The sequence below is a fragment of the Niveispirillum sp. KHB5.9 genome (assembly GCF_048066115.1).
Taxonomy (GTDB): domain Bacteria; phylum Pseudomonadota; class Alphaproteobacteria; order Azospirillales; family Azospirillaceae; genus Niveispirillum.
The window spans coordinates 127,081-144,062 of record NZ_JBLTYX010000001.1 but is presented as its reverse complement, the minus strand read 5'-3'; the positions used below and the strand labels follow the sequence as shown (position 1 = coordinate 144,062).

The 16,982-nt window shown below is 64.8% G+C and carries 28 protein-coding genes; 2 read left to right on the top strand and 26 right to left on the bottom strand.

Annotated elements, in window-relative coordinates; genetic code table 11:
* Positions 1-2 precede the first annotated feature (2 nt).
* From ACM9HJ_RS00635 to ACM9HJ_RS00600, 8 genes are all read right to left on the bottom strand, one after another.
* Positions 3-368 carry a hypothetical protein gene (locus tag ACM9HJ_RS00635; RefSeq protein ID WP_416569729.1) on the bottom strand — a complete coding sequence of 122 codons (366 nt, stop codon included), beginning with the start codon at positions 366-368 and terminating at the stop codon, positions 3-5.
* Positions 368-775 (bottom strand): hypothetical protein, encoded by a 408-nt coding sequence (locus ACM9HJ_RS00630; RefSeq protein ID WP_416569728.1) that lies wholly within the window; start codon positions 773-775, stop codon positions 368-370. The genes ACM9HJ_RS00635 and ACM9HJ_RS00630 overlap by 1 nt, the downstream gene beginning before the upstream one ends.
* A complete protein-coding gene (locus tag ACM9HJ_RS00625) occupies positions 772-984 on the bottom strand; it encodes a TraR/DksA C4-type zinc finger protein (RefSeq protein ID WP_416569727.1) in 213 nt (70 codons plus the stop codon). Before ACM9HJ_RS00625 ends, ACM9HJ_RS00630 begins: the two co-directional genes overlap by 4 nt.
* Complete coding sequence (locus tag ACM9HJ_RS00620; RefSeq protein ID WP_416569726.1) at positions 974-1,549, bottom strand: hypothetical protein; 576 nt, start codon at positions 1,547-1,549, stop codon at positions 974-976. The genes ACM9HJ_RS00625 and ACM9HJ_RS00620 overlap by 11 nt, the downstream gene beginning before the upstream one ends.
* 1 nt (position 1,550) lies before the next feature.
* Positions 1,551-2,057 carry a hypothetical protein gene (locus ACM9HJ_RS00615; RefSeq protein WP_416569725.1) on the bottom strand — a complete coding sequence of 169 codons (507 nt, stop codon included), beginning with the start codon at positions 2,055-2,057 and terminating at the stop codon, positions 1,551-1,553.
* An 87-nt stretch (positions 2,058-2,144) separates the two neighbouring features.
* Positions 2,145-2,576, bottom strand: coding sequence for a hypothetical protein (locus ACM9HJ_RS00610; RefSeq protein ID WP_416569724.1), 432 nt, complete (start codon positions 2,574-2,576; stop codon positions 2,145-2,147).
* Entirely contained in the window at positions 2,569-2,880 is a 312-nt protein-coding gene (locus ACM9HJ_RS00605; protein ID WP_416569723.1) for a hypothetical protein, read from the bottom strand. Before ACM9HJ_RS00605 ends, ACM9HJ_RS00610 begins: the two co-directional genes overlap by 8 nt.
* The gene (locus tag ACM9HJ_RS00600) at positions 2,877-3,341 is read right to left on the bottom strand and encodes a regulatory protein GemA (RefSeq protein WP_416569722.1); all 465 of its coding nucleotides are present in this window, start codon (positions 3,339-3,341) and stop codon (positions 2,877-2,879) included. Before ACM9HJ_RS00600 ends, ACM9HJ_RS00605 begins: the two co-directional genes overlap by 4 nt.
* Positions 3,342-3,883: 542 nt before the next feature.
* Between ACM9HJ_RS00600 and ACM9HJ_RS00595 the strand changes: the two genes are divergently transcribed.
* Positions 3,884-4,504: a hypothetical protein gene (locus tag ACM9HJ_RS00595; protein ID WP_416569721.1), complete on the top strand. Its 621-nt coding sequence runs from the start codon at positions 3,884-3,886 to the stop codon at positions 4,502-4,504.
* A 2-nt stretch (positions 4,505-4,506) separates the two neighbouring features.
* On the opposite strand, the gene ACM9HJ_RS00590 is transcribed toward ACM9HJ_RS00595, so the two are convergent.
* The 16 genes from ACM9HJ_RS00590 to ACM9HJ_RS00515 form a co-directional block, all read right to left on the bottom strand.
* Complete coding sequence (locus ACM9HJ_RS00590; protein ID WP_416569720.1) at positions 4,507-4,788, bottom strand: hypothetical protein; 282 nt, start codon at positions 4,786-4,788, stop codon at positions 4,507-4,509.
* A gap of 3 nt (positions 4,789-4,791) precedes the next feature.
* Positions 4,792-5,514: a DUF2786 domain-containing protein gene (locus ACM9HJ_RS00585; protein ID WP_416569719.1), complete on the bottom strand. Its 723-nt coding sequence runs from the start codon at positions 5,512-5,514 to the stop codon at positions 4,792-4,794.
* A gap of 2 nt (positions 5,515-5,516) precedes the next feature.
* The gene (locus ACM9HJ_RS00580) at positions 5,517-6,449 is read right to left on the bottom strand and encodes a DUF5131 family protein (protein WP_416569718.1); all 933 of its coding nucleotides are present in this window, start codon (positions 6,447-6,449) and stop codon (positions 5,517-5,519) included.
* A gap of 2 nt (positions 6,450-6,451) precedes the next feature.
* Positions 6,452-7,294 (bottom strand): DUF6551 family protein, encoded by an 843-nt coding sequence (locus ACM9HJ_RS00575; RefSeq protein ID WP_416569717.1) that lies wholly within the window; start codon positions 7,292-7,294, stop codon positions 6,452-6,454.
* Positions 7,288-7,584 (bottom strand): hypothetical protein, encoded by a 297-nt coding sequence (locus tag ACM9HJ_RS00570; protein ID WP_416569716.1) that lies wholly within the window; start codon positions 7,582-7,584, stop codon positions 7,288-7,290. Before ACM9HJ_RS00570 ends, ACM9HJ_RS00575 begins: the two co-directional genes overlap by 7 nt.
* A 1-nt stretch (position 7,585) precedes the next feature.
* A complete protein-coding gene (locus ACM9HJ_RS00565) occupies positions 7,586-7,936 on the bottom strand; it encodes a hypothetical protein (RefSeq protein WP_416569715.1) in 351 nt (116 codons plus the stop codon).
* Positions 7,923-8,201 carry an acyl carrier protein gene (locus tag ACM9HJ_RS00560; RefSeq protein WP_416569714.1) on the bottom strand — a complete coding sequence of 93 codons (279 nt, stop codon included), beginning with the start codon at positions 8,199-8,201 and terminating at the stop codon, positions 7,923-7,925. Before ACM9HJ_RS00560 ends, ACM9HJ_RS00565 begins: the two co-directional genes overlap by 14 nt.
* Positions 8,188-8,619: a helix-turn-helix domain-containing protein gene (locus ACM9HJ_RS00555; RefSeq protein WP_416569713.1), complete on the bottom strand. Its 432-nt coding sequence runs from the start codon at positions 8,617-8,619 to the stop codon at positions 8,188-8,190. Before ACM9HJ_RS00555 ends, ACM9HJ_RS00560 begins: the two co-directional genes overlap by 14 nt.
* A gap of 15 nt (positions 8,620-8,634) precedes the next feature.
* On the bottom strand, positions 8,635-9,504 hold the full coding sequence (locus ACM9HJ_RS00550) for a DUF3164 family protein (protein ID WP_416569712.1): 870 nt from the start codon (positions 9,502-9,504) through the stop codon (positions 8,635-8,637).
* A gap of 105 nt (positions 9,505-9,609) precedes the next feature.
* Positions 9,610-9,846, bottom strand: coding sequence for a hypothetical protein (locus ACM9HJ_RS00545; RefSeq protein ID WP_416569711.1), 237 nt, complete (start codon positions 9,844-9,846; stop codon positions 9,610-9,612).
* A complete protein-coding gene (locus tag ACM9HJ_RS00540) occupies positions 9,843-10,172 on the bottom strand; it encodes a hypothetical protein (RefSeq protein ID WP_416569710.1) in 330 nt (109 codons plus the stop codon). Before ACM9HJ_RS00540 ends, ACM9HJ_RS00545 begins: the two co-directional genes overlap by 4 nt.
* On the bottom strand, positions 10,162-10,707 hold the full coding sequence (locus ACM9HJ_RS00535) for a hypothetical protein (protein ID WP_416569709.1): 546 nt from the start codon (positions 10,705-10,707) through the stop codon (positions 10,162-10,164). The genes ACM9HJ_RS00540 and ACM9HJ_RS00535 overlap by 11 nt, the downstream gene beginning before the upstream one ends.
* The gene (locus ACM9HJ_RS00530; protein ID WP_416569708.1) at positions 10,707-11,438 is read right to left on the bottom strand and encodes an AAA family ATPase; all 732 of its coding nucleotides are present in this window, start codon (positions 11,436-11,438) and stop codon (positions 10,707-10,709) included. The genes ACM9HJ_RS00535 and ACM9HJ_RS00530 overlap by 1 nt, the downstream gene beginning before the upstream one ends.
* Positions 11,439-11,462: 24 nt before the next feature.
* The gene (locus ACM9HJ_RS00525) at positions 11,463-13,697 is read right to left on the bottom strand and encodes a Mu transposase C-terminal domain-containing protein (RefSeq protein ID WP_416569707.1); all 2,235 of its coding nucleotides are present in this window, start codon (positions 13,695-13,697) and stop codon (positions 11,463-11,465) included.
* Positions 13,694-14,173, bottom strand: coding sequence for a hypothetical protein (locus ACM9HJ_RS00520; RefSeq protein ID WP_416569706.1), 480 nt, complete (start codon positions 14,171-14,173; stop codon positions 13,694-13,696). The genes ACM9HJ_RS00525 and ACM9HJ_RS00520 overlap by 4 nt, the downstream gene beginning before the upstream one ends.
* A gap of 2 nt (positions 14,174-14,175) precedes the next feature.
* On the bottom strand, positions 14,176-14,508 hold the full coding sequence (locus ACM9HJ_RS00515) for a helix-turn-helix domain-containing protein (protein WP_416569705.1): 333 nt from the start codon (positions 14,506-14,508) through the stop codon (positions 14,176-14,178).
* Positions 14,509-14,727: 219 nt separating this feature from the next.
* On the opposite strand from ACM9HJ_RS00515, the gene ACM9HJ_RS00510 reads away from it, so the two are divergent.
* Positions 14,728-15,315 carry a helix-turn-helix domain-containing protein gene (locus ACM9HJ_RS00510; protein ID WP_416569704.1) on the top strand — a complete coding sequence of 196 codons (588 nt, stop codon included), beginning with the start codon at positions 14,728-14,730 and terminating at the stop codon, positions 15,313-15,315.
* Positions 15,316-16,243: 928 nt separating this feature from the next.
* On the opposite strand, the gene ACM9HJ_RS00505 is transcribed toward ACM9HJ_RS00510, so the two are convergent.
* Together ACM9HJ_RS00505 and ACM9HJ_RS00500 are read right to left on the bottom strand one after the other, a co-directional pair.
* Positions 16,244-16,561: a helix-turn-helix domain-containing protein gene (locus ACM9HJ_RS00505; protein ID WP_416569703.1), complete on the bottom strand. Its 318-nt coding sequence runs from the start codon at positions 16,559-16,561 to the stop codon at positions 16,244-16,246.
* A gap of 2 nt (positions 16,562-16,563) precedes the next feature.
* Positions 16,564-16,941, bottom strand: a complete 378-nt coding sequence (locus ACM9HJ_RS00500; RefSeq protein ID WP_416569702.1) for a type II toxin-antitoxin system RelE/ParE family toxin — start codon at positions 16,939-16,941, stop codon at positions 16,564-16,566.
* Positions 16,942-16,982 lie beyond the last annotated feature (41 nt).

Below are 16,982 nucleotides of genomic sequence, written 5' to 3'. Positions count from 1 at the left end.
GGTCAGATCGGCTTCAGCGACTTGGTGGCGGCCAGCAGCTCTTCCACCGACATGCTGGTGCGAGTGGTGGACGGGGGCTTGACGCCTTCCACCGTGCGGCGACCCTCGGCCGTATCCCGGCCGCGCTCGGTCAGCTTGGCCGCCATCGCCCCGGAAACCACAACGGCCTCCACAAGGGCCTTTTCATGCAGCCACAGCAGGGCCGTCCGCACCTGGTCGCGGTCGGCGGCGATATAGACCGCGTTGACCAGGTCGGTCAGCAGGCTTTCATGCCCGCGCCCGTCCTTGCACTCCCTGGCCAGCGCGACCAGCAGCGCGGTGCGCAGATGCTCCCACCATTCCTCGGCCAGCTGGTTCAGCTCAACCATCACTCACCCCCCGGAACCCGCCGGCCCGCCCGTGCGGCCTCGGCGATGATATCGTCATGTCGCGCAACGGCGTCCTGGACGCGCCCGAACTGGTCCAACGCACCCCGCAAATGTCCCGTGATCCCGGCCAACTCGACCGTTACCCGCGACAGCTCTTCCTTGGTCGGTAACGCCGCCACCCGCTCGCGCATGACTTCCTGCTGCACATGCAGGTCGCCCAGCTTCTTGGCCAACTCGCCCTGTGACGCGCCCAGGGCGGCAATCGCCTTGTCGCGGCTTTCCAGCTCGACCTTGATCAGGTCCTTGACGTCCCTTCGCCTGGCCAGCTGGAAGCTGAACAGCCATTGGAAAAGCGGCACCGCCACGAACACGAAAAGCGGCAGATAGGCCTTCACTTCTTCCATCATCGCCCCTCGCTCCGGCTTTCAACCTGGGCCTGGCAGAAGACGCACCGGACGGCGTCGGGGACGGCCCGGCGTCGGGCCTCTGGAATGGCTTCGCCACAGTCTTCGCACTCGGCTTGGCCGGACGGGTGCGAAGCTGGGCGGTGCGAAAAGGCGGCCCTGAGGTGCAGTGCCTCGGCCGCCTGCGCATCGTCGGCGATATCAGCCGGCATCCTTGCCGCCTTGGTCCACGCGCGCGGCCACTTCGGGAAGACGGGCCAGCAAGCGCATTTCCAGGCCGGCCGCGTCGATGCCGAAGCGCTTCAAGGCGCCGGGAACGGTCTGGCTGACATAGGTCGCGGCATCGGCAACCATCTGGTTGCGCACATGGACTTCCGCCAAGTCCGCCCCCTTGGCAACGGCCAGCCCAAGCCCATACTGCAGGGCGCGGGCGAATGCCTGATCCAGATAGCCACGGACACGGTCATCATCCTTAAGCCCCAGATGGGCGAAGAGGCGGCGAAACAGCCAACCGCCCAGGACGGACAGGATGACGAACACCAGCTCGACCCCATAGCCCCATAGCGGGCGCAGGTCGGCGGTGGCCGTGACGGTTTCGTCCGCCAGTGCCTGGCCGGTGAAGGTCAGAAACACGGCCAGGATCAGGCCCACAGCCAGCGCCGGATAGGCGGTCAGCCGGCAAAGCCAGAGGTTAGGCGGCTGCCAGTAACGGCCATGTTCCAGCACCAGATAGGTGAGGACGGCCAGCAGAACAAGCAGAATGGCGCCCGTCAGCATGTCAGAACTCCGATTTGAGAGTGGGGGCGATCAGACGCGCATAGCGCGCCTCGAACTCCGCCGGGACGCCCTTGCCCTGCGGAGTGTTGTAATGGGCCTTCCAGAAGGCGGCGTAGCCGGGGATGTCGCCGTGGCGCGGCAGCGGCTCGGGCCGGCGCAGATAGATGGCCCGGCAGGCGATGGCGCCATAGGCCAGGTTGCTGGCAAGCTGCTGATCACGGGAGCCGGTGTGCAAGAAGCGCCGGACGGCCTTCGCCAAGTCGACCCGGTGATCCAGATAGTTCACCCAAATATCCTGGGCGGTGCGGGGCTCGATCTGCCACAGACCCAGGGCGGGGCCGCCGCCGACCTGGTGCAGGGCGGAAAACTCGCTTTCGGCCGCCGCCGTGGCCATGACCAGGTCAATGGCGGCCTCGGATGCGAAGTGCGGCAGGCGCGCGACGTCAGCTACTTCCGCCAGGGCGGGAGCGACGATGCTGTGACGAAGATAGGCGATGGAGCGCAGCATAAGGCCATCCGGGTAACAGGATGGCCAATTCTGGACGCCCGCGCGCGTAGGGATTACCCCCCGTGGCACCCCCTCCCAGCGGGGGTATCAGGCCCCTGGGAACAGGGGGAGCGGGGCGGCTTTGGCCACTTCACGCTCGTTCTTGGGGGCGGTAACCACCTCGACACCCGTGCAGTAATGCTCCGCCGTTGACCTGGCGATGCGCAGGCGCAGGGCGATCTCGCGCATGGTCCGGCCCTGGCGTCGCAGCTTCCGGGCTTCCAGCAGGTTCAGATACGGCCAGGCCGTGGGCAGCTTCACCCGGTCCCGGCCATATTGGCGGTGCAGCAGGGCGATGGCCTTGGCGCCGATGGCCTCCATCAACCGCGATCCGGACCGGGGTCGCGCCGGGAACTCCACTTTCTCGCCCCCGAACTCCCGCGCCAGGCGCAGCGTCTTGGCGATGCCGATCACGCGGGAGATAGGATGGTACGGGGCCGGCAGGATCGGCAGGCTGTTGCGGTTCCGCTCATCAACCATGGTGCCCTCCGAACATGTCCATTTGCGCCGTATCCCGCGCCCGTTTGGCCAGCCTGCCGGCCAGATCGCGGCGGGCCTCGTCCAGATCGTCCGCCGCTTCTTGCGACAGCGGCACATAGGGCGCGAAGCCGCAGTCGCGGGTGCCCTCTATCAGGTCGGCCAGGGCCTGGCGCAGGGCCACCTCTCCGGCCGGCGGGTTGGCGGACAGCCAGGCCGCAAAGGCGGCAATCTCCGTCTCGGGGCCGCCCAGCAACAGGCGCCCATCCGGATCAAACAATTGGTGGCCGTCCGCCCGGTACGTCATGGCTCGACATCCACGTCAACGCGGCGGCACCAGCCCTTCAGCGCTTCGATCAGCTTGTGCTTGTCAGCTGCATGGACGAACCGAAGATCGGCCACCACCTGCCCCAGCTGCCGGCCGCACCAGGCTGCCAGGGCCTTTTCGCTGCTGTCCTGGATTTCGCCGGCTTGGTAGAGGTTGAGCCACAGGGCGCGCAGCTTGCGGGACTGCGGATCATCGGCCAGCGTCCGCCGGCCAGCTCCCTTCGTGGCACCACGCCGCAGCAGCTCTTCCAGGACCTGGACATGCTGCTTGCTGGTCATGGCGCGCAGGCTATCCACGCCGCCCGAGGTCACGCGCAGGAAGTCACGCCAGATCGCCTCATCCTCCAATTCCGGGATTTGGCGCCGCCGGGTCTGGATAGCCTTGATGGCGTCCTTGGCAGGGTCGGCCGGCTTCTTGGGAGTACGGTTTACATTGGGCATAGGACTCGACTCCTGTCGAATGTTCTGTTTCTGTTCTGGTCATGGACACCGATGACGAATGGCTCCCCCTGTACCTGCACACAGCCATGGGCTCCGCCCAGCGGCGCGGTTACACGCACCTTGACGTGTGGTGCCTGACGCCCGGTTGCGGTCATCGCAACCGGCTGCCCCTGGCGGATGCCATTGCGGCGCTGGGGCCGGAGTGGGCGCTTCAGCGGCTGGCAAAGCGGGTGCGGTGCGACCGTTGCAAGGCGTTGGGCGCACATGTTGAGCTGGAAGACCCGCCAGGGCCGGGCGGTCAAGGCTACAGGGCGTGGACTGAAAGGCGCCGCCGCTGGCTGCAGTACGAACTGTCTAAGCTGCCGCCACCGGATAAGCCCCAGCCGCCGGGGGACTAAATGCCCCCGTTGCTGCCCTACCATTCCCTGCACGGCGTCCACAGCAGGGGCTACACGCACCTGCGCTTCTGCTGCTGATGGGCGTTGAACAGCCGGTTGTGGGGTGGCAGCTTTACTCCCGGCATCATACGGGCGGAGTTGAACATGGAGATGGGGGACTGGTCTGGTTGGGCGCAGTTTGCGGGTGGCTTGGGGTCCATCGGTGCAGCGTGGTGGATTGCGCATTCTCAACAGCGTGCCGCCGAAAAGGCTGCTGCTGAAGATCGTCACCTGCGAGCGGTCGCAATTTCGCTCAGCGCCAGTCGGGAGTTGCTTCGCGTTCAGTTCCAGGCTGATAGGCTTCAGCGCACCATACGGGATCTTGAAGACCTTCAACTTGGTGTGGTCGCAAGCCTGCCTCATAACTGGCTCGAAATTGAAATCCCTCATACCTTGGCACACAGCCGCGACCAGCTTTATGTCCTTGGAAAGGACACTGTTTGGCCGCTGTTCCAGCTGCTCAGCACTCTTGCATCCTATAAAGCCTGGCTTCAGGAGCGCTCCCGGCGTGAACCGCGTGGAACCTTCTGTTCGTTGTACCCAGGGGATCAGTACGCCTTGAAAAGATATCGAGAGAACCTTCTCGACCAAGTAGGGCGTGCCACGCCCGGCATTACAAAAATCACCAAAGATGAGGCGCGCTTGAAGGCGCGTCAGGACGGCAAAGCCAGCCGTTTCATGCCGGGTATGATTGGTTGGAAGCTTTGGGGAAAGGCGTCGCGTTAACATCATCGCGCACCCGCCCGCCGCCGGCCGGCTCGTTCCAGGCACGCACGGTCATCGTTCAGCGCATCGCGAATATCGATCTCACTCCACCCATGCCCGGCCAGCGTGGCCGCCGCCGACAGCAACGCCGCTTCCGCCTGTTCGGCGTTCATGCCGGGCCGCTCCGGCGCCAGCACATAACGGGCGATGACCCGCCGGCACTCGTCCCGCTGCCGGGTTGACAGCGGGCCGGCCAGCATGGTCAGCACGCGCGCCAGGTCGATATCGGTGCGGGCGGCCGGCATGGGTCAGTCCTCCCCAGCCTGGTGGATCAGCGCGGGCAAGGGCGCGCCACCACCCCGCACCCCCAGATTGACATTCACGCTCCGACCGGCCTGGTCGCCCATGTCCCGAAACTTGTCCAGGCGCTGTGATTTCCCAGCCTTCTTGACCTGGTGGCGGGGCGTAGTCAGGGCATAGGATTGATCACGGTACGCCCAGGCTTCCGCCAGCTGCGCCTTGTGACCCGTCCGCCCAAGCTGTTGGTGCAGACCCAGCAGTGTCCGGCTAAGCCTTTCCGCCATGGCTTCCAAGAAGGCCCGCCGTGCGGCCGCGCGCGTGTGCGGCTTTCGCTTGGCCTTGTAGGCAGCGGACCCATGGAAATCGCGTAGTGCGCGTTCCATCGCGCCATGGCAGACCCGGTGCAGGTAGGCCGCCACCTCGGGGTAGGGCGCACGACCGACATAGACCATGCGCCGCCGCTCGCCCGTGCGGTCGCTGAATTGGGCGCAGCCAGAGACATATGCAACCATCCGGTAGACATCGTCCTGTGGACCCCGCCTTCCCTGGGTCGGCTCGCCGGCTTCTTCCCAATCGGGCTTGTCCACTTCATCCGTATCAATCCCCGCCTGTTGCATCAGGCGCAGGGCGAGATCGGCCGCCGCGGCAGCCTCGGCTTCGGTGCAGCCATTGGCAACCGTCCTGGCGCGCAATGCCCGGATTTTGGCGCGCAGCTTCTCCCTGTCGGCCATGGTCAGGCTCTCGGCTTACAGGCTTGCGTGAACCCGTCATGCTCCTGGCCATCAAGCATCCGGCCGGATGCCCCCTTACCGAACCGCCAGACGTCAGGCCCGTCGTCGCAGTGCATCTCCGCACCTGTCTTGGGCGTGATTTCGTTGAACCACCATTCATCGTCTGTCAGCCAAGCAGCCCGTTCCGTGCGCTTCTGCGGCCCTGGCGCGCATTCACCGGGCGCCCACTCGCCCCATTGCTTGAAGTCGAACGGAATGGAATGCTCGGCGCACCAGTCGCGGGCTTCGCGATGCCAGTCTGGATGTGACGGCCGCGCTTCCGGCCCGCTTTCGCCGCCACTGACCAGGCCGGAAATGAATTCCCAACCCTCCCACTCCACCAGCCCGATGGCCGGTTCATAGCTCACCCAAACCTTGTAGCCCTGCGCGGCCAGGGCGGCGGCCGCCTCCCGCCTTTCATCCGCCCGGCGCTGATCTTCCACAGACACGCCCCACCAGATCGGGGAGAAAAGCGGTTCGGCCTGGTCGCTCTGAAAGAAGGCCGTGAGCCGTTCCAGCAGCACGTCCGGGCGCTTCGTCAGCACCTGGTAGACATGGTGTGGCGCTTCCTCCATCGCGAGCAGCACCGCGTTGAAATCGCCCTGCCGCAACGCGGGGTGGGCGATGTCCGACATGGAATTGACGAAGATGCGCCGGGGCCGCTGCCAGCGCCTCGGCTGGTCCAGGGCCGTGGGGACCAGGCGGACCACGCCGTTGAACACGGGCTTGTCGTTCACGATCCGGGTCAGGCTCGCGTACTTCTCCACGCCCATCCGTTCCAGCCGGGCGGCTTCACGCATGGCATAGCAGAACTTACACCCCGGACTATGGACGCTGCACCCCACGATGGGGTTCCAGGTGGCGTCCGTCCAGTTGATGCCGGTCTTGTCACCCATGATCAGCCCTCCGCCCGCTCGGGGATGCGCCGATCAGTGGCCAGCCCCTTGTTGTAATCACGCGCGATCGCGGCCTGGAGTGCGGTGCCGGCATTGCCCCCGAACATCTTCCGATAGGTCCGGGCCGCGTCTTCGAACTCGACCCCACGCCTATCGGCCACCACCTTCACCAGGCGGGCTTCGTCGGCATCCGGTGCGGACACGAAGAGGGAAACCAGCCCCCGGATGATGCTGCCCCGCGCCGCTTCGCCATGCCGCTTGGCAGCGGCAACAGCGACGCGGAGCGCGGCCAGGACCGGCTTGTCTCCATGGCGGTGAGCCAGCTCAAGGACCATGCCGGGGCAGCGGAGATGCTTGGCCTGCCAGTCCTTGCTGGAAAGGTTGTTGCGGGGGACGATCACCCCTACCTGCTGGCAGATATCGTTGAGGTGCAGGGCATCCGGCTCCCCCGCCGCCACGCCGGCATGATGGAGCTGGAAGAACGTCGCCCGCACACGATCATTGTTGATGGCCAGGAAGCTCCTGGCCTGATCGTTGATGGCGGGTGCTTCCACGACGGCGCATGGCAATTCGGGAATGCCACCATGGGCCTGCGCCGCGATGAACCGGTGCTGGCCGTCGATAACCGCGTAACGCCCATCCTCACACTCGGCCACCATCAGCGGCGTGAAGCGGGACCAGGTGAACTTTTCAATGATGCGGCCGATATTGGCCCGGCCATCGGATGAGATTGACCGCTGATACTCTTCGTTTACCCAGAGCAAGTCCAACGCGATCCAGGTCAGGACGGGTCGGGCGCCCAGGTCGGGGCACGGCACCGCGCCGTAATCGGAAGCCTTCAGCATGAAGTGTCCCCCACAGGCAGGAAGGTCAGAACATCGGGCCGGCCGCGCTGCTTCATGGCCTCGGCCAGGTGCAGCAACTCCGACCAGCCGTCGAAATGCAGGCGCGGCCCCTGGCCATCATCCGACAGCCAGCAGGTGACGGACGTCCCGTCCCCGGCCTTGATCAGCACCCGATGGTCATTGATCGCCGGGTCCGGCAGCGGGTCATTCCAGAAGCCGGCATGGGTCCCGGCCGCGTAGACGGGGACGGCGGAATGGACGGCGGGGATCGGGAGCGTATTGGTAGCCATGTCATCCCCTCCCTTCCTCTTGCGCCGCCGCAGTACGGCGCAGCTTCACAGTCACGTCGGTAACGGTGACGGCCTTCCCGGCGGCGACGGCCGCGATCTGTTCCGACAGGTGGACGAAGTAGGTGTCGGTGACCTGCGCCAGGTCGTTCAGCAGCCACCCAGGGGCGCCCAGCTGACGCATGTAGATGAACAGGTCCAGAGTGGCCGAACCCAGCGCGGACAGTGCGACCTCGGGGCTGAAAGCACCTTCGCCGGTGCCCGTGAAGTGGCTGCCCATGACCGTCAGAAGCTTCTTCTTCAGGTCCGTGGCCTGCGCCAACGTTTGGGCTTTGTGCGCCTCATGCTGTGACATGGCCGCCTCCCTTCGCCGCCAGCTTGGCGGCAACCAGCTCGACCACGTCATCCACCGTACGGTCGGGGCCGTCCTCCCATTCGTCATCCGGGATATCGATCCGGAATTCCTCTTCGAGAGCCATGGCCAGTTCGACACTGTCCAAGCTGTCGAGACCCAGGTCAGCCTGGATGAGGTGACTGGGGGAGACGGGCCGATTACCGACCTTGTCACCCAGGTAGGATGCCAGCCACAGGCCGATGGCGACCTTGTCAGGCGTCTGCATCGCTACCTCCACCGAACTCGTTCGCAATGGTGGCCACCAGATTGAAAACCGCCTTGCGCTGGGCTTCCGGCAACTTGTCCATGCGGCGGACCGTTTCCAGCTGCCACCGCTTCATATCGGGCTCGGCGGCGGGCGTAGCGCCGCCCTCCATGTCATCCAGTCCGTCGAAGAAGAACGACACGGGCACATCCAGCGCCCGCGACAGGTCCCAGAGGCGGGACGCACTGACGCGGTTCGCTCCGCGCTCGTACTTCTGCACCTGCTGGAAGGTGATGCCGAGGCGTTCGGCCAGGACTTCCTGGCTCATGCCCAGCAGACCGCGACGCAGCCGCATGCGCTGGCCGACATAGTTGTCGACGGTGACGTTTTCCGGGCTGCGGCGGCTGCGGCCGCGCGGGCGCTTGGTGTTGTCGGTCATGGTGGTGTCTCCCGATCAGGCAGCGTCAGCGGTGGGAACGGGGGCGCCGAACTTGGCCGCCCAGATGGCGCGGTCTTCGTTGCTGACCCCCGTGCCGCCCAGCGCCACGATGGCCGCGTGCAACCGATCCAGGGCCGTCACCGGGGCGCCATCCAAGAGGTAGGTGGCGGCCACGCTGGCAAGCTCCCGCGCCTCTTCCACCGACCGGCGCAGGCTGCGGCGGTCGGTATCAGCCGGGGTCGGAATGGCTTTGGCGATATCTAGCGGCACCATCTGCCAATCACCGTTGGCGTCGGTGCGGCGGTAGAAGCGGACATAGCGCTTGGTGCCGATGATGCGCACGGCGCCGTCGATGGCGTTGGTGACCTTCTCCCAGTTCGGGTCCGCCACCTTCATCCGGCGCAGGGCCAGGATGGCGCCGACATCGACCTTGCCTTCCTGATCGACCTTGAAGGCCTGCGTCACCAGCGTGACCAGGAAAGTGTCCGCCCCTTCCTTGTTGGCGCGGGCCAGGATCATTTCGTCCAGAAGGCGCTTGGCGATCTGCAGCTCGGGTCCCAGCTGGATGCGGTCGGCGACCTGCACTTTGATCTGGCGGCAGCCGTCGAGCGACGTGAAGGTACGGTTGCCCTTGCTTTCCCCGTCCTGCGTGACGCCGTATTCCTGCGCCAGCAGCGCGTCGAAGGCGGCGATATCGGCATAGACATGCAGCTGGAAGCGGGACAGCTCGGCCGAGATATCCTCGGCGTAGGCCGTGCATTTCCGCACCATCTCATCCATCAGCAGGTCGATGGGCGAGATATTGGCAAGCGCCTGCAAATCGCCTTTGGCGTTTCGCAGGTACTGGGCGCCGCCGATGGTGACGGCGTCGGGATGGGGGCTCATGGATGCGTCCTTTCAATGCATGCCAAGACGAAGGGAACGGCTGCCGCACAAGCGATCAGCCAGGGGGAAAGGCGTCGCGGGACGCGGCGCCAGATCGGGCGGCGGCTACGCAAAGCGGGCCACCTCCCGAATGGTTGTTTCGGGCCGGGCGGGCTCACCGCTGAGAAGGGTGACCATCACCAGGCGCGAACCGACGCGCTCAAGCGCGGTCAGAACGTAGAGCCCATCCGGACGCGGCCCGCGCCAGGTGGTGAGACGCCCGGCATGGTGGGCACCATCGCTCCACCACTCCACGAACTGGTCGCAGCTCCAAGGCAGGTAGCGGGCGATGCCGTCGCTCATGGCGCCACCTTGCCCAGGCCGACGCGGCAGGCCATGCAGGCCCGCCAGTGCTGGAACTCATCCGTGCCCGCCGCCGGCTCCGCCCGGTCCTGGTGCTGCACACAGTCCCCGCCGCTGATCGCCTCGCCCAGGAAGGGGCATGGCACCTGCGCCAGCCGCGCCCGCACGGCCGCTTCGATCTTGGCGGTGTCCTTCTGGTACTTGCCTGACAGCACCAGGCTGACCGCCGTGCGGCTGTAGCCCAGATGGTCGGCAAGTGCCTTGATGGACCCCAGACGGTCCACGGCCATCCGCATATCCGCGATCCAGGTGGCCTCAGGCTGCATGGGCCACCTCCGCCAGGGGCAGCGGCAGGCCACCATTGTTCGGGTCGATCACATGGCCCTTGTTGGTGACCACGGGCGCCAGGGGACCGGGATCGCGCAGCAGCTGGTATAGCCGCTCGCCCGTCCTCGTCTTGAACCGTGAAATGCCCAGCAGGTCGGTGCCGCACAGCTTGGTCAGATAGGCCCGCACCTGGCGCCGGGTGGTATCCGTTGCAGGCTGGCCGATGACGTCCAGCAGCTCGGTGACGCTGGCCTTGCGCTGCATCCGCAGGGCACGCCAGACCATGCTGCGCAGGTCCGTTTTGGTCACCTTCGGTTCGGTGGGGGAGATGGCCACCAAGGCCGCCCCGGCATCGGTGATGGTGTAGATTTGGCGCGGGTTCCGGCCGATCAGCTTCGCCAGCCGCAACCATTGCAGCAGGGGAGACAGCTCGTCCTGCGACAGCTCCGATGCGGCCACAAGCTGCAACAGGGTCCAGCGCCGGTCCGGTTCGGCCGCCATGATCCGCAGCAGGGCGAGGGACGGGGCCGCCATCACGCGGCCCCCCGGCGGCGGGACCGGCCGGCGCACAGCGCCCGGCCGGCCATATCGGCCAGCTTCACCTGTTTCGTGCCGTTTGCTGCCGCCCAGCGTTCAACCTCGGCAATGGCGTTCTTGGCTTCGCGCAGGTACCCGCCCGACTGTTGCAGGATTTCGCCAACCAGCCCGTCATCAATGCTGACCTCGGCCAGCTTGTCGCACATCAGGCGGATATCGGCCTGGACGGCCAGGCCAAACTGCGCCATGGCCGCCACGCGGGACGAAAACTGATCGTGGCGCATGACATGGCCGATCCCGGCTTCGTCGCCGCCGATCACAACCTCGGTTTCGGTCAGGTCGGACAGGTCGCGCAGCGTCTCCAGCAGCTTGATCTTGCCCCGCACCTTCAACAGCTCGATCTCGTCCACGACGATGATGGTCTGCTGCGTCTTGACCAGCATGGCGATGCGCGTGAACAGGTCCTGCTTGCGGCAGGCATCGGCCGACAGGCCCAATTCCTTGGCCAGCTCTTCCAGCATCCAGCGCGACGTCCAGTCCGCCTTGAACCGCAGGTACGCGGCATTCTGGCGGATGGCCCACCATTGCAGGGTCCGCGTCTTGCCCAGGCCGCGTTCGCCCTTCACGGCGATCCAGCCGGCTTCACGGGCGCCGCGCTGCTGCGCTTTGGACACGGCGGCCAGGTAAGTCTTCACGCCGCTGGTCTGTACGAATTCCGTGGTACGCATGTTTCCTCCGTCAGGGCCGCGCGCTCAGGCGCAGGCCGCTTCGATTTCGGCGTCGGCGATATCGTCCAGCAGCAGCCGGAACGAACCGTTGGCGCGGGCCATGTTGGCCAGCCGGCTCTTGTCCATGGCGGTGGCCAGGTGGGGATGGGCGACAACCCAGCGGCCCCACTCTTCATCGTCGTTGAAGACGGGCCGCCCGGCCGACACGGGCGCGGGCAGGGCCACGGCCGGCGCTTCCAGCCGGTCGAACTCCGCCTCGGCCGCCGCCAGCTCGTCCACCGTCGGCCCGGCCGCCTGGGCGCTTTCGACGGCGTGATACCCGTCGCGTTCCACCAGCCGGTCGTTGATATGCTGTTCCAGCAGCCGGATTTGCCCCGCCGCCCGCTTCTCGCGGGCATGCTCCACCGCCGTTACCGGATGGTGGTCGATGACGTTGCCGTCACGCTCGGCAATGGCAACCAGGCGGCCTTCCTGGTCGCGCACCCACACGCGGGACCCGTCATGGATGTCGTATCCGACCCGCATCATCTGCCCACCGAACCCGACCAGGTCCTGTGCGAAGTAACGCCCCCACGGCAGGGTGACTTCGCCCCGGAACGTTCTGCGTTCCTCATACGGCCGGTACAGATCGTCGGTGATTTCGGGCGGCAGCATCATCGGCTGCCAGCCGGCCGAAATGGCCGCGTCCATGGCTTCATGCGGCGTCTGGTGGCGGACCTTGCCCGTGTGCGGGCACGTCGTCTTGGGCAGGGCCGAATGGGGCCGGTGGTTGTACCGGGCGATTTGCTCGCCCAGCCATTCGCGGAACTCGGCGAAGGTCATCAGGTACTTGGGCCGCTCCCCGGCCTTCAGCGCGCGTTCCACCCGCTTTTCAATGGCCTTGGCACCCTCACGGTCCATGTCCCGGCCGCGATAGGTCAGCAGTTCGCGGGCGGCCCGCTTCAGGCACGATCCCTGCAACCGTTCGATCCGCCCGCGTGCCTGCGCCCGGCCGCCGGTGCTGTTCTGCGGTGTGGCACCCACCCTGGCCAGCATACCGATGACCGGGCCGGCCACGATCTCGTTCACGAACCCCGAACCGTTATCGCTGTAGAAGATCGCGAACTGCCCCAGCGTCTCCACCGCGTTCCGGATCGCGTCCATGACCACATGGGTGGCTTCCGCGTGGCCGATGCTCCACCCGAACACGTACCGAGTCTTGGCATCTTCGACCGTAACCACCTCGGGGCAGAACGCCTTCATCGGGTGCGCCGGGTGCTGTATCCAGGCCTTGAACGTGTGGCCGTCGGCCGTGACGATATCCAGGGGCTGGAACTTGTCGGTGCTGCGCCGCTTGAAGCCCTTGACGGATAGCAGCGCCATCGCCCCCATGCGGCCCTTGTTCCGGGTCACGATGTCCAGCTTGGCCAGGAAGCGCCGGCATTGTTCCAGGGAGGGCATGGGGCAGCCGTCCGGCAGCTCGTCCCCCAACTGTTCATGCACCTGCGGGATGCTCTGCGGCCTCGGCTGCTGCCACAGGCGCAGGAACGTGGCCGCCCACGGCTTCACCTCGCTGGTCACGAACCGCTGCACCTGGTCAAGCGTGGGCTCAACCTCGCCCAGCCGGCGCAGCTCGGCGCACACGGCTTGGTGCACGGCCGGCACCGACGAATGGGTGGGCCACAGCACCTCAACCAGCCGGGTCCAGCCCGTATGCGAGGCTTCCTTGGGCGCCACGCTGCCCGCCTCCCGCTGGTCCTTGCGCCACCGCATGATGGTCCGCCGCGACAGCGTCCGCGTCTCGCCAGACTTGGCATTGGCGGCCTTCACCAGCCCCTGAAGCGCGGCCGGCAACTCGCCCCGCTCTGACAGCGTCACCAGCCCGTCAACCACTTTGTTCAGGCTGCCGCCCGCGCTGACCTGCCGGTCGATTTCCGCCAGGATGGCCAGCCGGGCCGTCATCACGTCCCGCTGCCAATCCTTCATCAACGCGGCCGGCGCCGTGGCGGTGCCGCGCACCTCGCTGACCGTCGCCGGCTGGGCTTCCTTCAGGCGATGCCGCACCAATGCGCGCTGGACGTCGTCGGGCAGGTCGGGGACGGAATAGAAATCCTTCTGCCCGCCCTTCACGGTCAGGGCCTGGGCGGGCCAAGCCTCTGTGGTCGCCCGGCGCTGAATGCTGCGAACATGCAGGCCAAGGACGATAGACAGTTCATGGGCATCGACCGTGACGGCCGCGTGCAGGTCCTGATCGGGGATCGTGGCGGGCAGGCGGCTCATCGCATCGCCTCCTGCATTCTGCGCCTCGCGGCCTTCTGCCGGGCGTCCAGTTCCTCGGCCTGTTCGGCCAGGATGGCGACCTCAATGCAGGGCAGATACCGGCGTTCAATGACCGCCAATCCCGACGGTTCCAGGAACAGTGACCAGACGCGCCAGTCCTGGACGGCATGACAGAACGCTTCCAACCGAAGCGGGTTGATGACGTGGGTTTCCTTGCTCTCCGCCGTGTCGGCGTTCAACCGAGACTCGGTGTATTCTTCCCCCAGATACTCGGACATCCGCTGCGCGATCAGCTCGCGCCCCAGCCCCTTCGTCTCGCGGGCATCCACGATGACGGCGGACATCGCCCGGCACAGCTGGGCATAGCGCGATGCGGCCTTGGTGACCGCCGGGTCGGCGAACTTGACCTCGGCATCGCTCGGTGCCTGCCATGCCAGAAGATCAGCTGTGCGGCTGCAACGAAGGGTCCGGCGCATGTCTATGCCGCCTTTCCAGCTTCGACATGGTCGCCGGTAACGCTTGTGGTATCTTTGATGCCACGCACAGCATGCAGCCGCATGCCACCGGCGTCGTAGCGCTCGAAAAATAGGGCATCGGGAGCGACCCCGATAGCGCTTGCAACAGCGACTTCGATCCGATGGTTGGCCTGATACATGGCTTGCGACACGGCCTTGCTGCTGACCCCCAGCATGCGGGCAATGTCGGAAAAGCTGCTGTTGTGCAGGCGAAGCTTGCCCTGGACCCAGATGCTCCGTTCACGCGGATCATGCGGGATTTCGGGGTTAGGTTCGGCGCGCTTTAGAGTTCTCATTGGAAGGTATCCAAGAATGCTAACTGGAATAGACATGCCCCAAAAATTGGGCGTCAACAACCCAAAAAATCGTGCCGCACTTCGAACGGCACGAAATATTGGGTCGCCCGACGGCGCCGCCAGTCAGTATTCTTTTATATCAATGGCTTATGGAAAGTGCGGCGTGCCGCACTTGACGCCTGCCCAAACGCCGGACTTCGAGCAGGAAAGTGCGGCACGATGAATGTGGCCGACCGCTTCCGCCAAGTGCGCGAATTTTGTGGTGTAAGCCAGGTGGAGATGGCCAAACGTCTTCAGGTCAGTAAGAACTCCTGGCAACGCTATGAGCAGGGCGAGCTTCCCGGTGGCGACATACTGAACCGCTTGGGTGAGCAAGGGTTTAACGTGCATTGGCTGGTCATGGGCCAAGGCGAAATGCTATTCGCCGACCGAAGTATTGATCAGTCACTGGATAAGGCCGACATAGCGGATATAGACCAGCGGATTGCGGACGCCGACCGACGGATTGCGGACGCCGACCGACGGGTTGCGCTTGCGGATCAACGGACAGAAGAACTTAAGCGGCGTCTAGAAGTCGAAAAGCAAAAGACCCAAGAATGGCTTGAGGGTGCGCGGAACCTATTGGCCGCGTGCATTATTGCAGTGGACCAAATGGCAGCGGAACAGCGCCTCACTTTGCCACCAAAGCAACGCGCGGGAGCTATAGCTTCGATGTTTATTGAGCTTGGGTCACGGACGGACGAAGAAATTCACGCCAGCATAGCGGCATCTCGCGCCGATATCGGAAAATCCGGCACCGGTGGGTGATTTCTATCGTATGCAGTGCGATTTACAATTCGTTTTCGTGCGTTTGGTTGTTTTGCAACCTATGCCTTTGTTATAGTGCGCGCTCCCTCGGTCCAAACGCGGGGACCCCTCCTGTGATGAGCAGGCGGGCTGAGGCGCGTAAGCGGCACCTCGCCACCACCGATAAACGATGGCTATCCCCAACGGCCGGTACCGGCAGGGGTAGAGTAACGAGGTCTGCCCGCAGCATGCAAGCGTATGCCACGTATCCTTTGGCATTGGCCGTGAGCGAAGTCCGGTCGATGGTCAATCTTGTGCGCCTGATACCCGCCAACGACACAATTGTGCCATTTACTACACCAGCTATTGTGGCTGCCGCGTCAATCTTTGGCGTTAGCAGCATACTGAACTGGTCGACATTTGAGGCACTATTACGTCGGTCACTTTCCAGGAGAGGTAAAGATGCAGAAAATTCGGATTGGAGACATACTGCGACGCATCCCCTGGCTCAGCTTGGTTCTGATGCCACTCGCGGTCGTGTTTTGGATAAAGGCGCCGGACCTGGACCACGACGATACCAGGTTCTTCGCCATGGGAATGGCCGTCCTATTTTTCCTAACTGGGCTGATCGCCGCTTATCTCCACGCGATTTGGTACCGACTCTGGCGCATCGACCAACGCGCGGAAGGATGAATGACAACGCGGCCACCGCTATGGGAGCGGTGGCCGCGTCATTTCCCCTTCATCTGGTGCCAAATCACGCGCAATATCGGCCCATTCGCCGATCATTTCCGCTCAATCGGTGCCAAATCAACCGCCACGCCAACAACCAAGCCGAAATCCGTCAAGTCGTTGGCCTGCCACGAATTTTTGCCCCGCCCGCACGGACAGATAAACCGACCACTGGTGCCAATACGATCGGTACCCCACAGGGTGGGGCGTAGTTGGCTTATGCCACGGCTGCCAAGCCGCGCCGCGCCACCAGCGACAAGAGTTTCAGCGATGCGCCTTGCGGGTGCCGTTCCCCGCGTTCCCACTGACTGACCAGACCCGTGGTGACGTTGAGATAGCGGGCGAAAACCGCTTGGCTGGCGCCCTCACGTTCCCGCAAGGCGCGGATTTCATCAGCGCTGAGCGGGATGACGGGTGTTAGGCAGGCTTCGTCGAACCGGCGCATGGTCTGCTTGTCCATCAGCCCGGCGCCATGGAGCCCCTCGGCGGTTTCATGGATGGAGGCCATGATGTCGCTGCGATATTGCTTAGGCATCCTTAATGATCTCCACAAAAAACACCAGCTCGCAATGCGGCTTCCAACTCCCGCTCGCTCAAAGCCAGGACATAATTGGCCAACAGCTTGAAAGCGGCCAGTTCGTCGCTGCGGATATTGCCCAGATCATTCTTGGCGAAACCGTGAACGAAGAAGGCGCGTGATCCGATCCTCAGCAGGATGATGGTACGGAATCCGCCGGATTTGCCGCTTCCCGCCCGCGCAATCCGCTGCTTCACGACGCCACCGCCAAGATCGGCATCGACCAAGCCGCACTCTGCCCGCTCTATCGCATCCCACAGTTCGGGGGCCGTGATGCCGGCCTTACGGGCAAAGCGGGAAAAGGGTTTGTTCCGGAATATCCGCACGCCGCCCGCCATCAGCCTGACAGGTCAATCTATAACACATAGCCCTATAGATT

Bases quoted from the DNA above. Each gene is read 5' to 3' on its own strand.
- ACM9HJ_RS00635 (WP_416569729.1), bottom strand. From the start codon at position 368: ATGGTTGAGCTGAACCAGCTGGCCGAGGAATGGTGGGAGCATCTGCGC.
- ACM9HJ_RS00630 (WP_416569728.1), bottom strand. From the start codon at position 775: ATGATGGAAGAAGTGAAGGCCTATCTGCCGCTTTTCGTGTTCGTGGCG.
- ACM9HJ_RS00625 (WP_416569727.1), bottom strand. From the start codon at position 984: ATGCCGGCTGATATCGCCGACGATGCGCAGGCGGCCGAGGCACTGCAC.
- ACM9HJ_RS00620 (WP_416569726.1), bottom strand. From the start codon at position 1,549: ATGCTGACGGGCGCCATTCTGCTTGTTCTGCTGGCCGTCCTCACCTAT.
- ACM9HJ_RS00615 (WP_416569725.1), bottom strand. From the start codon at position 2,057: ATGCTGCGCTCCATCGCCTATCTTCGTCACAGCATCGTCGCTCCCGCC.
- ACM9HJ_RS00610 (WP_416569724.1), bottom strand. From the start codon at position 2,576: ATGGTTGATGAGCGGAACCGCAACAGCCTGCCGATCCTGCCGGCCCCG.
- ACM9HJ_RS00605 (WP_416569723.1), bottom strand. From the start codon at position 2,880: ATGACGTACCGGGCGGACGGCCACCAATTGTTTGATCCGGATGGGCGC.
- ACM9HJ_RS00600 (WP_416569722.1), bottom strand. From the start codon at position 3,341: ATGCCCAATGTAAACCGTACTCCCAAGAAGCCGGCCGACCCTGCCAAG.
- ACM9HJ_RS00595 (WP_416569721.1), top strand. From the start codon at position 3,884: ATGGAGATGGGGGACTGGTCTGGTTGGGCGCAGTTTGCGGGTGGCTTG.
- ACM9HJ_RS00590 (WP_416569720.1), bottom strand. From the start codon at position 4,788: ATGCCGGCCGCCCGCACCGATATCGACCTGGCGCGCGTGCTGACCATG.
- ACM9HJ_RS00585 (WP_416569719.1), bottom strand. From the start codon at position 5,514: ATGGCCGACAGGGAGAAGCTGCGCGCCAAAATCCGGGCATTGCGCGCC.
- ACM9HJ_RS00580 (WP_416569718.1), bottom strand. From the start codon at position 6,449: ATGGGTGACAAGACCGGCATCAACTGGACGGACGCCACCTGGAACCCC.
- ACM9HJ_RS00575 (WP_416569717.1), bottom strand. From the start codon at position 7,294: ATGCTGAAGGCTTCCGATTACGGCGCGGTGCCGTGCCCCGACCTGGGC.
- ACM9HJ_RS00570 (WP_416569716.1), bottom strand. From the start codon at position 7,584: ATGGCTACCAATACGCTCCCGATCCCCGCCGTCCATTCCGCCGTCCCC.
- ACM9HJ_RS00565 (WP_416569715.1), bottom strand. From the start codon at position 7,936: ATGTCACAGCATGAGGCGCACAAAGCCCAAACGTTGGCGCAGGCCACG.
- ACM9HJ_RS00560 (WP_416569714.1), bottom strand. From the start codon at position 8,201: ATGCAGACGCCTGACAAGGTCGCCATCGGCCTGTGGCTGGCATCCTAC.
- ACM9HJ_RS00555 (WP_416569713.1), bottom strand. From the start codon at position 8,619: ATGACCGACAACACCAAGCGCCCGCGCGGCCGCAGCCGCCGCAGCCCG.
- ACM9HJ_RS00550 (WP_416569712.1), bottom strand. From the start codon at position 9,504: ATGAGCCCCCATCCCGACGCCGTCACCATCGGCGGCGCCCAGTACCTG.
- ACM9HJ_RS00545 (WP_416569711.1), bottom strand. From the start codon at position 9,846: ATGAGCGACGGCATCGCCCGCTACCTGCCTTGGAGCTGCGACCAGTTC.
- ACM9HJ_RS00540 (WP_416569710.1), bottom strand. From the start codon at position 10,172: ATGCAGCCTGAGGCCACCTGGATCGCGGATATGCGGATGGCCGTGGAC.
- ACM9HJ_RS00535 (WP_416569709.1), bottom strand. From the start codon at position 10,707: ATGGCGGCCCCGTCCCTCGCCCTGCTGCGGATCATGGCGGCCGAACCG.
- ACM9HJ_RS00530 (WP_416569708.1), bottom strand. From the start codon at position 11,438: ATGCGTACCACGGAATTCGTACAGACCAGCGGCGTGAAGACTTACCTG.
- ACM9HJ_RS00525 (WP_416569707.1), bottom strand. From the start codon at position 13,697: ATGAGCCGCCTGCCCGCCACGATCCCCGATCAGGACCTGCACGCGGCC.
- ACM9HJ_RS00520 (WP_416569706.1), bottom strand. From the start codon at position 14,173: ATGCGCCGGACCCTTCGTTGCAGCCGCACAGCTGATCTTCTGGCATGG.
- ACM9HJ_RS00515 (WP_416569705.1), bottom strand. From the start codon at position 14,508: ATGAGAACTCTAAAGCGCGCCGAACCTAACCCCGAAATCCCGCATGAT.
- ACM9HJ_RS00510 (WP_416569704.1), top strand. From the start codon at position 14,728: ATGAATGTGGCCGACCGCTTCCGCCAAGTGCGCGAATTTTGTGGTGTA.
- ACM9HJ_RS00505 (WP_416569703.1), bottom strand. From the start codon at position 16,561: ATGCCTAAGCAATATCGCAGCGACATCATGGCCTCCATCCATGAAACC.
- ACM9HJ_RS00500 (WP_416569702.1), bottom strand. From the start codon at position 16,941: ATGGCGGGCGGCGTGCGGATATTCCGGAACAAACCCTTTTCCCGCTTT.